Source organism: Rhizobium sp. WCS2018Hpa-16 (genome assembly GCF_031843705.1).
Taxonomy (GTDB): domain Bacteria; phylum Pseudomonadota; class Alphaproteobacteria; order Rhizobiales; family Rhizobiaceae; genus Agrobacterium; species Agrobacterium tumefaciens_C.
The window spans coordinates 406947-418967 of sequence record NZ_JAVTIX010000002.1; the positions used below are offsets into that span (position 1 = coordinate 406947).

Consider the following 12021-nt stretch of genomic DNA (forward strand, 5'->3'; position numbering starts at 1 on the left):
TCAGAGAAATCAGTAAGTTCCGAGTTTGGTGTCAACGGCGTTCCGCGTCTATTTTTTTTGCCGCTTGCTTGTTGTTCTTCCGATAGCACCTTTCGCAATCGTCTGCCTCGTTGGCGGATTTGCATATCCGCGTTTGCGGTTTTTTACCAAGGAGCGTGCTTCCTCGTCGAGGAGGGGCAAGCCGCGCCTGATGTCGTAGAATCGCGTAGCACTTGAGTCGTCGCGAACTGCGTGGGGCCTTTCCTCTCGCAACGAAATCCTCGGCTCGGCAGGCCTTCAAACGTTACCGATACCTTAACAAAAGCGCACCAGAAGCTGCCTACAGTAACGTGAGTTGTCGCTAAAATACCACAGGCTTATAGTAGAAGCGTCTGTTGTGTTAGGAAAATCAATGGTTCCGGGTTGCGATGGTCCGACACTTTCTGTCTATTCAGATCCAGAAGCGGGGGGCGTCTCCAAGACTGTTCCGCTTTTGCAACGAAACATGACTGGAGGTCATTATGAACATCAAGAGCCTTTTGATCGGCTCCGCTGCCGCTCTCGCAGCAGTATCCGGCGCACAGGCTGCAGACGCAATCGTCGCAGCTGAGCCAGAAGCCCTCGAATACGTTCGCGTTTGCGACGCTTTCGGCACAGGCTTCTTCTACATTCCAGGCACAGAAACCTGCCTGAAGTTCGGCGGCTACGTTCGCTTCCAGACCGAAATCGGTCGTGACCGTTCTGGCACGTCTGACTGGGATTCGTTCACACGCGCTCAGTTCGAAGTTGACACACGCACAGACACCGAACTCGGCGCTCTGCGCGGCTTCATCGGCTTCCGTGGCAATGCAGATGGTGCTTCTGCAGCTTCGTCTTCCGTATTCGTTGACCAGGCGTTCATCGAACTCGGCGGCCTGAAGGTCGGTAAGTTCTACAACTGGTGGGACGATGGTCTTTCTGGCGAAGCTGACGTTCTCTCCACAAACGCTCTCTTCAACTCCATTCGTTACACCTACGATGCAGGCTCTTTCTGGGCTGGCGTATCGGTTGACGAACTCGAAAGCACAAACAGCCAGTTCGCCACTCAGGTTGGCACTGTAACCACCGGTGCAGGCACTTTCGGCGTATTCACTCAGGAAGCTGACAACAACGTTGGCGTTTCTGCAGGCATGGGCACGAAGCTCGGCGGCGCAACGCTCGCTCTGATCGGTGGCTATGACGTTGACCAGGAAGAAGGCGCAGTTCGTCTGATCGGTACAGCTGAAATCGGTCCTGGCACGCTCGGTCTTGCTGGTGTTTGGGCTTCCGGCGCAAACGCTTACTACGCAGAATCCGAATGGGCTGTTGCTGCTGAATACGCAATCAAGGCAACTGACAAGCTGACGATCACTCCAGGTGCTCAGTACTTCGGTAATGTATCTGACACTGTTGCGCTCGGCTCTGTTCAGTCCATCAACGGCACTCCAACGTTCGTATCGACTGGCTCTGCCACATTCGCGAACGACTTCTCGAACCGCGACGCTTGGCAGGCTGGCGTGACTCTGGACTACCAGATCACACAGGGCCTCTCCACAAAGGTTGCAGTTAACTACTTCGACGAAGACGGTGGCGACGATCAGGTTAACGGTTTCGTTCGCCTTCAGCGTTCGTTCTAATACCTCTAACTTCGGTTAGTAAAAAGAAAACCCGGCAGCAATGCCGGGTTTTTCTAATTTAGAATGTCAAAAAATAACTGGACATGCTTATTCGTTAGGTGCATGATATCATTGGTCAAAAGGCGTGATCCACAGCGCTTAAGCTTCGTCTGTTGACTCCAGTCAAATCCCCATCAGCCTCTTTTGGTTGATGGGGCGGACTCCATATGCAAATGGTCGGCAACTGTCCGGCCGCCAAATTTCCCTGAAATTTCTCTTTGCGCATGCCTTAGCTATGCGGCCTGGTCGGTACTCCTGTACCACTTTTAAGACGCTGCTGACGCGTCTTTCGCAGGCGTGACGAGCACTACCCGAACGCTTTTATTGCGTATAAAGCTCGCCGGCAGAGGTAATGATCTGCCATTTTCCGTCGATGTTGTTCATCGAGATCAGGCGGCTTTCATCGGGGAGTATGGAGCCGATCTGGACGAGGAACATGCCGGACTTGTCTTCGATAAGGGCGCGACCGTTCGAAACGTGGAGCAATTTGAAACGTGTGCCGCCGGGGAAGGGCTGGGCTTTGCCGTCTTCATTGGCGGCCTGACCGCCAGCGTCCGTCGGCACGGTTGCGGTGGTGAGCGCGTCCAGATCGGGCATCAGCTCGGTCTGTGCCTGCGTGGTCGGATCTTCTTCCACGTGCGGCATGACCGCGATCGAGCCGCCGCCTTCGCGTTGCGGCACATCCGTCAAAGCTTCCCAGCCAGCGCCACTGATCCCGAATTTTTCAGGGTTGAAAAATACATACCACGGCAAAGCCGCAGCTGTTGCCGCCACAACAATAAGGCCGCCGGTCAGCATGCGGTCGAAGTCGCGGATCGAGCGTCGCTGACGCGCATCGCGGTTCGGATTATCCTGTCGTTCTTGTCTCATCAGTTTCAACATCATGGGGCCCGTCGCTGGATCGGTGCTGGCTGGTTGTTAACGGGCGCATTTCGCAGGGCATTTGCCAGTTCGGCATAGGCGTCGATGACCGTGCGATCTCCCGGAGATTGCTTGAGCACGTCGTAAATGAAGGGCACTTGCTTGACCGCCATGTCGAGTTCGGCGTCCACGCCCGGGCGGTATCCGCCGATCAGGCGCAGGTCCTTGGTTTCTTCGAAATTGTGGATCAATGACTTCAGCCGCGATACCAGCTTCTGCTGATCGGGAGTCCATGCCTTGTGCGACAGGCGCGAAATCGAGGCGAGGGGATTGATCGGGGGGTATCTGCCCTCATCCGCAAGCGAGCGATCCAGCACAATGTGGCCGTCCAGAATGCCGCGTGTCGCATCGGCAATCGGGTCATTGTGGTTGTCGCCATCCACCAGAATGGAGATGATGGCCGTGATCGTACCGGTGCCCTCCGGCCCAGGTCCGGCGCGCTCGAGAAGGCGCGGCAGTTCGGTAAAGACCGATGCCGGATAGCCGCGCGCAATCGGCGGCTCGCCAGCAGCAATCGCAACCTCGCGAATGGCATGGGCAAAGCGGGTGATACTATCGGCAATGAAGAGGACGTTTTCGCCCTTATCGCGAAAATGTTCCGCAACCGTCATGGCCACAAGCGGCGCCATCTTGCGCAGCATCGGGCTTTCGTCGCTGGTGGCAACGATGGCGATGGATTTCTTCATGTTGTCGCCGAGCGTGTCTTCGATGAATTCACGCACTTCGCGGCCACGTTCACCCACCAGAGCGATGACAACCTTGTCAAAGGCATCAGCCCGCGCCAGCATGGACAAAAGCGTGGATTTGCCCACGCCAGAGCCTGCAAAAATGCCAAGACGCTGGCCAAGGCACAGCGGCGTGAAGATATCGATGGCTTTGACGCCTGTGCGAAAGCCGGTAACAACACGGCTTCGCGTCATGGATGGCGGCGGCAGGGCCAGAACAGACCGCTTCCGGGCGCCCCTAACCAGTGGGCCCTTGTTGTCGATGGGCTTGCAGAGCGAGTTGATGGTGCGCCCGCACCATGTGTCATCAGGCTCGACGCGGAACTCGCCTTCGCGCAAAACAACGTCGTTGACGCCAATGGGGTCGCCCGGTTCGATGGGGCAGACATAGATCAAGTCTGGCTCCACCCGCACAACTTCACCCAGATGCAGGCTTGATTCGCTTTTGTGGACGACGAACTCGCCAAGGCGCACATGTTCGGAAAGACCGCTGACCGTATAATGCCCGGCCGCGATGGTTCTGACCCGCCCGCCGCGAGACATGGACGCACCGGACGCAATCTGCGTTTCCAGAAGCTGCGCAAGCGTATCGAGCCGGGTGAAAATGCTGGGAGGCGGCTGGACCGGCGGCTGCGCGGCATCTTCGATCCCGGTGCCGGCTTCAGTCTCGATCTCTGTGTCGATCTCGGTTTCCATTTATGCCACGCGCCGCTTACTGGCCGCCGCCGAGGGTGCGGATAGCCTGTGAGAAGGAATCCTCGGTCGATTTCATCAGCGAAGAAATGCCCTCGAAGGCGCGGTTGACCTGCACAAGCTGTGTCATCTGGCTGATGGCGTTGATGTTGGACTGTTCGACATAGCCCTGGATCACGCCGATAGAGCCGGTGTCGACAGCTGGCTGCGGCGCTTCGGAAAAGATGACGCCGCTGTTTTCATAGCGCACGAAGCCCTTCTTGGCGTCGGCGGTAAAAATTCCCAGCTGTGCAACGGTTGTGCCGTTTTGCAGAATGCGGCCATCGGAGCCGACGGTCGGTTCGCCAGCTGCCGGGTTGAGCTGGATTGGTGCGCCGCCTGCGTCGAGAACCGGATAGCCCTGCGTGGATACGAGTTCGCCTGTTGTGCCCATGGAGAAGCGGCCGTCGCGGGTCATGACCTGACCGGCGGGCGTGTTGATGGCAAACCAGCCATCACCCTTGACCGCGAAGTCGAAGGGGTTGCCGGTCTGGATCATTTCGCCGTTGCGGGTGGACAGATAGTCGCTGCCCTGCGTCACGAATGCAATGTCGGCCTTCAGGTCGTTGCGGGTCTGGCTCATCACCTGGTCGAACTTGACCTCCGTGCCGCGAAACCCGACCGTGTTCATGTTGGCAATATTGTCCGCAATGGTCGTGAGACGACGTTCCAGGGCGATCTGGGAGGATATGCCTACGTAAATACCAGACTGCATGCCGGTCTCCTGTCCATTACTTCAAGAAAAGGCGCGTCTTCTATATCGCAACCTTCTGTTTACTCAGATACGGACACTGGCTTGCGCGAAGCTTTTGAATGACTGCTTATAAAGGAGAGCGGCGGCGCAGACGCGACAAGGCGATCATCATTTGGGTGAACGGCCGCAACAAACTGCGAGAGCAAGCCAGCCTCGCACAAGGCATGTCCCCTATCCCTGAGATGCGAAATTGGCATCAGACGCGAGCTTCAGATGAATATTCTTATCGGATTAGTGATTACTTTTGGCTGTATTCTTGGCGGATACATGGCCATGGGCGGACATCTGGACGTGTTGTTCCAGCCATTCGAGCTCGTCATCATCGGCGGCGCTGGTCTCGGCGGCTTCATCATGGCCAACCCGATGAAGGTGGTCAAAGACAGCGGCAAGGCGCTTGGCGAAGCATTTAAATATGCCGTGCCGAAAGAACGTCACTATCTGGATGTTCTGGGCGTGCTCTATTCGCTGATGCGCGACCTTCGCACCAAATCACGCAACGAGATTGAAGCTCACATCGACAATCCCGAAGAATCCTCGATTTTCCAGATCGCGCCGTCTGTTCTGAAAAACAAGGAACTCACATCCTTCATCTGTGACTATGTTCGCCTCATCATCATCGGCAATGCTCGCAGCCATGAGATTGAAGCGCTGATGGACGAAGAAATCGAGACCATTCTATACGACAAGATGAAGCCCTACCACGCCATTACCGCGATGGGTGACTCCTTCCCCGCCATCGGTATCGTGGCCGCGGTTCTCGGTGTTATCAAGGCCATGGGTAAGATCAACGAACCGCCTGCGATCCTCGGTGGCCTCATCGGTGCGGCGCTCGTGGGCACCATGTTGGGTATCATTCTGTCCTACTCCATCTGTAACCCCTTGGCATCGCAGGTAAAAATCGTCCGCTCCAAGCAGCACCGCCTCTACATCATCGTCAAGCAGACATTGCTGGCCTACATGAATGGCTCGGTTCCGCAGGTTGCGCTCGAATATGGACGCAAGACGATTTCCAACCATGAGCGTCCGTCTATCGATGCTGTGGAGCAGGAAATGATGAACCCGGGCGGCGACCAGAAGGCGGCTTGATGATGGCGAATGCTGTACAATCGAATGTCACACCAATGGAACCCGCGCTGCTGGCAAAGCTGACGGGTGGCCTGGGAGACAGCAAGAAGGTCGCCAAGATCGGTGCCGACATCGGGCAGATCTACGGCAACTTCCTGCCGGATACGTTCCACAGTGAGACAGGCATCGCCATCGAGGTGGATTATGTCGGTTGCGAATCCGGGCTCATGACTGATCTGGTGGGCAAGCTTGGCAAAGACTTTGCCGTTGCCGATTGTTCCCTTCGCAACTGGTGCCCGAATTTTATGATGGCCACCGGCACGGCCTTTATCATGGCCTTGATGGAGCGCATGCTGGGTGCTGCCCCCGATACGATCATGGAGCCCGAAGTGCGGGCGCTGTCGCATATCGAGCTTGATCTGGCGGCACTCGTGCTGGGACGTCTGGGCGAGGTGCTTCGCTCGTCGATCAATGCGCCGGGTGGGTTTGAGCCCACGATCGATCCACCCTTCAACGGAAATGGCAAGACCATTTTCGAAGAGGCTATTGCGGCCCAATACGGCATTCTGATCCGCCTCAAGGTGCAGATCGGCAAGGTTGCTTCCGAATTCGCATTGGTCATTCCGCAGCGCGCGCTGCTGAAGACGACCATTCTGGCGCCGAAGGCATCGGCACAGGCGATGAAGAAGCAGGAAGAATGGATGGAGATGATCTCCGAACAGGTGAAGCGTTCACAAGTGACGCTGGAAGCCAAGATACGATTGCAGAGCCTGACGCTGAAGACGATCTCTCGTCTGGTGCCAGGCGATGTCATTCCCTTCCGTGATATCACGCAGGATGACATTTGCGTCGAAGTCAGCGCCAATGGGGCGAATATGTACAATTGTGAGTTTGGTCGTGCGGGAGACAAATACACGGTTCGCGTGAAGAACAATGTGAGCACGGACGACGAAATTCTTAGACATTTGATGGGTTAAAAAGCCCGACATGCCTCTTTGAGAGGTGTGGGCAGCTTGACGCAAGTTTCAAAGGGAATAATTAGCGCATGGCTACGAAAAAGACACCCAAAACCGAAGACGATTTCCTGCCTTCGCTCGATGACACGGGCGAGCTGGACCAGGCAATCGGTGATCTGCGCGGTGTACTGAAAAGCGATTCGGATGGAGGGCTATCGGATTTCGGCGATTTCGGCGATTTCGGCTCAGTTGACGCTGAACCGGCAGCCGACGATCTCTCGGCATTTGGTGGCGGAATGGACAGCTTCGGCACGTCTGATTTCGGCTCCAGCTCAGCACCGCTTGCCGCATCGCCCTCGCCACTGGGCAGCGGTCTGACTGATAATTTCGATCTGATCATGGATATTCCCATTGATGTTCAGATCGTGCTTGGCACCAGCCGCATGCTGGTATCCGGGTTGATGGGACTTGAAGAGGGTGCAACCATTGCGCTTGAGCGGCGAATCGGTGAACCTGTCGAAATCATGGTGAACGGCCGTTGCATCGCACGGGGCGAAATCACCGTACTGGAAGACGACGATACACGCTTTGGTGTAAAGCTGATTGAAGTGTTGAGTACCAAGAAAGCCTAATCCCTGTGGGGACGGAGAGGAAAGACCATGATGGACTTTGAGGATTTCGGTAACCCCATTGCTGGGAAGCCGTTGTCTCAGGCAGACAAGGCCGCCGCCGTACTCTTGGCGATGGGAAAAGGCGTGGCCGGAAAACTCCTCAAGTTTTTTACCCAGGCCGAGTTGCAGACCATTATCAATTCGGCACAGACACTTCGCGTGATTCCGCCAGACGAGCTCGCCATCATCGTGGCGGAATTCGAAGACCTGTTCACCGAAGGCACAGGCCTGATGGACAACGCCAAGGCCATCGAGAGCATTCTCGAAGAAGGCCTGACACCTGAAGAGGTGGATGGTCTTTTGGGCCGGCGGACCGCCTTCCAGGCTTTCGAAACCTCGATCTGGGATCAGCTGCAGGACGCAGACCCCCAGTTCATCGGCAAGTTCCTGCTGCGCGAACATCCTCAGACCATTGCCTATATCCTCACCATGCTGCCATCCTCCTTTGGTGCAAAGGTTCTTCTGACCATTCCCGACGAGCAGCGCGCCGACATCATGAACCGTACGGTCAACATGAAGGAAGTCAGCCCTGCCGCCGCCCAGATCATCGAAAAGCGCGTGATTGCGCTGATCGCGGAACTGAATGCCGAGCGCAATGCTGCAGGTTCGGCGAAGGTTGCCGACCTGATGAACGAACTCGAGAAGCCGCAGGTCGATACCCTGCTCAGCTCTCTGGAAACGCTCAGCAAGGAATCTGCCAACAAGGTCAAGCCGAAGATCTTCCTGTTCGAAGACCTTCTCTACATGCCGCAGCGCAGCCGCGTTTCGCTGCTCAACGACATCTCGGCAGACATTCTCACCATGGCGCTTCGCGGTGCCACGAACGAGATCAAGGAATGTGTGCTGTCCTGCATCAGCCCGCGCCAGCGCCGCATGATCGAATCGGATCTGGCAGTGCCGACCGCGTCGCTCAACACCCGCGAAGTGGCCATTGCCCGCCGTGCGGTTGCGCAGGAAGCCATTCGTCTGGCCAGCTCTGGCCAGATCGTGCTGAAAGAAGCGCCCCCTGCCGACGGAGTAGCCGCCGCATAAGGCGGAGACGCGCCGATAAAAGCTGTGGGGTGGCCTCGCGCGACTTGCGGGGTGCCGCTGCCCTCTATACCCTGAGAAGAACGGCCTGCCTGTACCGGCGGGCCTTTTTCAGTCAGGGGACGTGTCTTGTCAGACGGCGAAGACAAAGACAGTAAAACAGAAGAACCAACAGAGAAAAAACTACGCGACGCGGAGGAGAAGGGAAATGTGCCTTCATCCCAGGAAGCGGCGTTGTTTGCTTCGATGCTCGCCTTCTATCTCTACCTCGTCTTTTTCATGCCCGATGGCATCAAGCGACTGGGTGAAACGCTCGGAGACATTATCGAGCGGCCGGAGCAGTGGCGGCTGAACACGGCGACCGACATGGTGTCGCTGGGTCTGCATCTGTCCAAGGAAATCGCGGCACTGCTTCTGCCAGCAGCCGTGCTGTTCATCGTGCTGGGCCTTGGACAGTCCTTCGCGCAGAACCTGCCGCAATTCGTGCTGGACCGGATCTCACCGCAAATATCCCGAATATCGCCCGTCAAAGGCTTTACCCGCATTTACAGCGTCGATGGCCTCGTCAATTTCGGCAAATCCCTGTTCAAGGTGGTCATCGTCGGCATCATCGTGGTGACGATGCTGAGGAACGACTATTATAATCTGCTCAACGCGCTGGTTACCGATCCCCACAGCATCATGCAGACCGGCTATAACATCTTGAAAAAGATGGTCGTCATTGTCCTGTTTTCGACGGGCATTCTGGCGGTGGCCGACTACTTCTGGACCAATTACCGCTGGCACAGCCAGCAGCGCATGTCCAAGCAGGAAGTGAAGGACGAGTACAAGCAGTCGCAGGGTGACCCGGTGGTCAAGGCCCGTCAGCGCTCCATCGCCCGCGATCGCGCCCGCCGCAGAATGATGGACGGTGTTCCCAGAGCGACACTCGTCATCACAAACCCGACTCACTATGCGATTGCATTGCGCTACGTGAAAGATGAGAGCGACGCGCCAGTCGTGGTTGCAAAGGGGCAGGATTTGATCGCATTGAGGATCAGAGAGATCGCCACAGAGAACGGAATCCCCATTTTTGAAGACCCGCCGCTTGCCCGCTCCATGTTTGCGCAAGTCTCGGTCGATAGTGTCATCCCGTCAGTATTTTATAAGGCGGTTGCGGAACTGATTCACAAGGTCTACGCAGCGCGCCAAAACAAAAGACGGGTAAACTGATCAATATGAAAAAATGCGCATATTCGGCTGAACGGGAAGAAATCTTGGCTCGTGCGATTGGTCCTGTGGCAGCCGAGCTTCGTTTAATCGATGCGGGAGATCTGATCTCCCTTCTGAAATTCGAATATTATAGTAGCCTTTCGGATCTCGTGGATTCGGCGGCTGAGCTCTATTTCCATCCAGGCACAGTCTATTTCGGCATTGGTGGAGACTACAAGCTGGACTGGGATACCTATCCGTCCATTACTCTGGACCTGGAAATCAAGCCGAAAGGCGTGACCATCTATGCGCAGCTACAGCTGGGCAAGGACCACGCAGGCATCAACATCAACCACATCAATTTCCAGAATCCATCGAGCGATCCGAACGAAAACACCGCGTTCCTGGCCGATAGTTTGCGCCACGCGACCTTTTACCGGACCCCTGAAGCTGCTCCCACCAGCACAGCGCATTAAGCGTCTTCAAGGCGGCACCGACCTCCACGACATGGAAATATGGAACGGCAAGGGCAATCCTCTGATTGTCCTTGCCGCTTGTCGTCTGTCAGCGCGTTTTATCCAGAATATAGCTCGATAGCCGGTCTGCCGCGTCCTCGATCTGCGCCGGATTGCGCAGGAAGCAGGCGCGCAGAAACAACTCTCCACCCGCGCCGAAAGCTTTGCCCGGTGCAAGGCCGACGCCGACCTTGTCAACGATGTCGAAGGCTGCCGCACGGCTGTCCGTCACGCCATCGATCTTGAGGAAGGCGTAGAGTGCGCCATCGGGCTTCAATGTCTCCACCCTGTTGGTGGCAATCAGCGCGTCGCAGAGAATGTCACGCGATCTGGCGGCGCGAGCGAAATTCTGTTTGATGAAATCGTCACCATGATCGAGTGCGGCAATGGCACCGCGCTGCATGAACTGGGCCACGCCTGATGTGGAATACTGGATGAGGTTTTCGATGACCTGACCGATTTCCGGCGGCGCCACCAGCCAGCCCACACGCCAGCCTGTCATCGACCAGTTCTTGGAGAATGAATTCGCGAAGACGATGCGATCATCCTCTTCCATGATGTCGAGGAAGGAGGGCGCGCGCTGCCCGGCATAATGGTAGAGCGCGTAAATCTCGTCAGCGATGATCCAGAGGCCGTGCTTGCGGGCAAGCGCCAGAATATCGCGCAGATTATCCAGCGTTGCCGTCCATCCGGTCGGGTTGGATGGGGTGTTGATGAAGAGCGCCTTCGTCTTCGGCGTGATGGCCTGCTCCAGCTTGGCAATGTCGATATCCCATTTGCCATGGGTGAAATCGATGCCGACGGGAACCGCCTTGGCACCGGCAACACCGATGGCCGCGACGATATTGGGCCATGTGGGCGTGAGGTAGATCATCTCGTCGCCGGGCGACGTCAGGGCCTGTACGGCAAGCACGATGGCCTGCATGCCGGAACCCGTGACATAGAAATGGTCGGATGAAAGCGTAGTGGCGAAATGGCGCTGATAATAGCGACCAAGCGCCTCGCGCAGCTCCGGAATACCGCGCTGCCATGTGTAGAAGGTCTCGCCGCCCGTCAGCGCATCGGCTGCGGCCTGCGCAATGAAGGCAGGCGTTGGGAGATCGCCTTCACCCACCCAGAGCGGCAGGAGATTTTCGCGGGCATGGGCGTATTTCTTGACCTCGACAATGCCGCTTTCGGGCGTCGAGAGAGAGCGGGCACTTAGACTTTTCAGAACAGACATGAAGGCACTCCAATGGAAGTGCCTTCTTAGCGCATCAGGCGTCCAGCGTGCATGATATTGTGTGAAGACATCACGGATTTTTATGATGGATCATGCACGCCGAACTGGCTTGGCTATCAGCGGGTCTTCAACAGATCGCGGATTTCCGTGAGCAGCCGCACGTCTTCCGGTGGCGGGGCCGGGGCCTTCTTTTCCTCAACCTTCTGGCGCTCGACAGAGGCGCGCAGCTTGTTCACGCCCTTGACCATCAGGAAGATGATCCACGCCAGGATGACGAAGTTGATCACGACGGTCAGAAAGTTGCCATAGGCAAACACCGCGCCCTGTTCGCGTGCAGCGGCCAGCGAATCTGCCGTAACCTTTGAACTGAGCGGCAGGAAGTAATTGGCAAAATCAAAGCCGCCGAACACCGCGCCCACGATGGGCATGATGAGGTCATTGACCACGGACTCGACGATCTTGCTGAACGCCGCGCCGATGATGACACCCACGGCAAGGTCCATGACATTGCCGCGTGCGATGAAAGTTTTAAACTCGTTCAGCATTCCACATATCCCTCTCTCAAGC

General features: G+C 56.6%; 12 protein-coding genes. 7 read left to right on the plus strand and 5 right to left on the minus strand.

The features are described 5' to 3' along the window. The first annotated feature begins 500 nt into the window (after positions 1 to 500). Entirely contained in the window at positions 501 to 1634 is a 1134-nt protein-coding gene (locus tag RQI55_RS08105; protein ID WP_311272459.1) for a porin, read from the plus strand. 360 nt (positions 1635 to 1994) lie between these two features. Here RQI55_RS08105 and RQI55_RS08110 read toward each other — a convergent pair whose 3' ends face one another. Genes RQI55_RS08110 through flgF form a run of 3 tightly spaced genes read right to left on the minus strand, consistent with a single transcriptional unit; the run spans position 1995 to position 4766 of the window. After that, positions 1995 to 2543, minus strand: coding sequence for a flagellar protein (locus RQI55_RS08110; RefSeq protein ID WP_243256674.1), 549 nt, complete (start codon positions 2541 to 2543; stop codon positions 1995 to 1997). 11 nt (positions 2544 to 2554) lie between these two features. Continuing rightward, positions 2555 to 4015: a flagellar protein export ATPase FliI gene (fliI, locus tag RQI55_RS08115; protein ID WP_243256673.1), complete on the minus strand. Its 1461-nt coding sequence runs from the start codon at positions 4013 to 4015 to the stop codon at positions 2555 to 2557. 16 nt (positions 4016 to 4031) lie between these two features. Continuing rightward, positions 4032 to 4766 carry a flagellar basal-body rod protein FlgF gene (gene flgF, locus RQI55_RS08120; RefSeq protein WP_042617986.1) on the minus strand — a complete coding sequence of 245 codons (735 nt, stop codon included), beginning with the start codon at positions 4764 to 4766 and terminating at the stop codon, positions 4032 to 4034. Between the two features lie 252 nt (positions 4767 to 5018). On the opposite strand from flgF, the gene motA reads away from it, so the two are divergent. The 6 genes from motA (at position 5019) to RQI55_RS08150 (ending at position 10193) form a co-directional block, all read left to right on the plus strand. Next, on the plus strand, positions 5019 to 5891 hold the full coding sequence (motA, locus tag RQI55_RS08125; protein WP_042617987.1) for a flagellar motor stator protein MotA: 873 nt from the start codon (positions 5019 to 5021) through the stop codon (positions 5889 to 5891). Then, the gene (locus tag RQI55_RS08130; protein ID WP_082249883.1) at positions 5891 to 6847 is read left to right on the plus strand and encodes a FliM/FliN family flagellar motor switch protein; all 957 of its coding nucleotides are present in this window, start codon (positions 5891 to 5893) and stop codon (positions 6845 to 6847) included. Before motA ends, RQI55_RS08130 begins: the two co-directional genes overlap by 1 nt. A 68-nt stretch (positions 6848 to 6915) precedes the next feature. After that, entirely contained in the window at positions 6916 to 7458 is a 543-nt protein-coding gene (gene fliN / locus RQI55_RS08135) for a flagellar motor switch protein FliN (protein WP_042617988.1), read from the plus strand. Between the two features lie 27 nt (positions 7459 to 7485). Next, on the plus strand, positions 7486 to 8529 hold the full coding sequence (fliG, locus tag RQI55_RS08140) for a flagellar motor switch protein FliG (protein WP_243256672.1): 1044 nt from the start codon (positions 7486 to 7488) through the stop codon (positions 8527 to 8529). Positions 8530 to 8655: 126 nt separating this feature from the next. Then, positions 8656 to 9738 (plus strand): flagellar biosynthesis protein FlhB, encoded by a 1083-nt coding sequence (gene flhB / locus RQI55_RS08145; protein WP_192063400.1) that lies wholly within the window; start codon positions 8656 to 8658, stop codon positions 9736 to 9738. Between the two features lie 5 nt (positions 9739 to 9743). Further along, complete coding sequence (locus RQI55_RS08150; protein WP_042617991.1) at positions 9744 to 10193, plus strand: hypothetical protein; 450 nt, start codon at positions 9744 to 9746, stop codon at positions 10191 to 10193. Between the two features lie 88 nt (positions 10194 to 10281). On the opposite strand, the gene RQI55_RS08155 is transcribed toward RQI55_RS08150, so the two are convergent. Together RQI55_RS08155 and mscL are read right to left on the minus strand one after the other, a co-directional pair. Continuing rightward, positions 10282 to 11454 (minus strand): pyridoxal phosphate-dependent aminotransferase, encoded by a 1173-nt coding sequence (locus RQI55_RS08155; protein ID WP_243256671.1) that lies wholly within the window; start codon positions 11452 to 11454, stop codon positions 10282 to 10284. A 116-nt stretch (positions 11455 to 11570) separates the two neighbouring features. Then, a complete protein-coding gene (gene mscL, locus RQI55_RS08160) occupies positions 11571 to 11999 on the minus strand; it encodes a large conductance mechanosensitive channel protein MscL (protein ID WP_042617993.1) in 429 nt (142 codons plus the stop codon). Positions 12000 to 12021 lie beyond the last annotated feature (22 nt).

What these genes read in the sequence shown, in the direction of transcription:
- RQI55_RS08150 (WP_042617991.1), top strand. Translation starts at nt 9,744, where the DNA reads ATGAAAAAATGCGCATATTCGGCTGAACGGGAAGAAATCTTGGCTCGT.
- RQI55_RS08130 (WP_082249883.1), top strand. Translation starts at nt 5,891, where the DNA reads ATGATGGCGAATGCTGTACAATCGAATGTCACACCAATGGAACCCGCG.
- RQI55_RS08155 (WP_243256671.1), bottom strand. Translation starts at nt 11,454, where the DNA reads ATGTCTGTTCTGAAAAGTCTAAGTGCCCGCTCTCTCTCGACGCCCGAA.
- fliN (WP_042617988.1), top strand. Translation starts at nt 6,916, where the DNA reads ATGGCTACGAAAAAGACACCCAAAACCGAAGACGATTTCCTGCCTTCG.
- motA (WP_042617987.1), top strand. Translation starts at nt 5,019, where the DNA reads ATGAATATTCTTATCGGATTAGTGATTACTTTTGGCTGTATTCTTGGC.
- fliG (WP_243256672.1), top strand. Translation starts at nt 7,486, where the DNA reads ATGATGGACTTTGAGGATTTCGGTAACCCCATTGCTGGGAAGCCGTTG.
- fliI (WP_243256673.1), bottom strand. Translation starts at nt 4,015, where the DNA reads ATGGAAACCGAGATCGACACAGAGATCGAGACTGAAGCCGGCACCGGG.
- flgF (WP_042617986.1), bottom strand. Translation starts at nt 4,766, where the DNA reads ATGCAGTCTGGTATTTACGTAGGCATATCCTCCCAGATCGCCCTGGAA.
- RQI55_RS08105 (WP_311272459.1), top strand. Translation starts at nt 501, where the DNA reads ATGAACATCAAGAGCCTTTTGATCGGCTCCGCTGCCGCTCTCGCAGCA.
- mscL (WP_042617993.1), bottom strand. Translation starts at nt 11,999, where the DNA reads ATGCTGAACGAGTTTAAAACTTTCATCGCACGCGGCAATGTCATGGAC.
- RQI55_RS08110 (WP_243256674.1), bottom strand. Translation starts at nt 2,543, where the DNA reads ATGAGACAAGAACGACAGGATAATCCGAACCGCGATGCGCGTCAGCGA.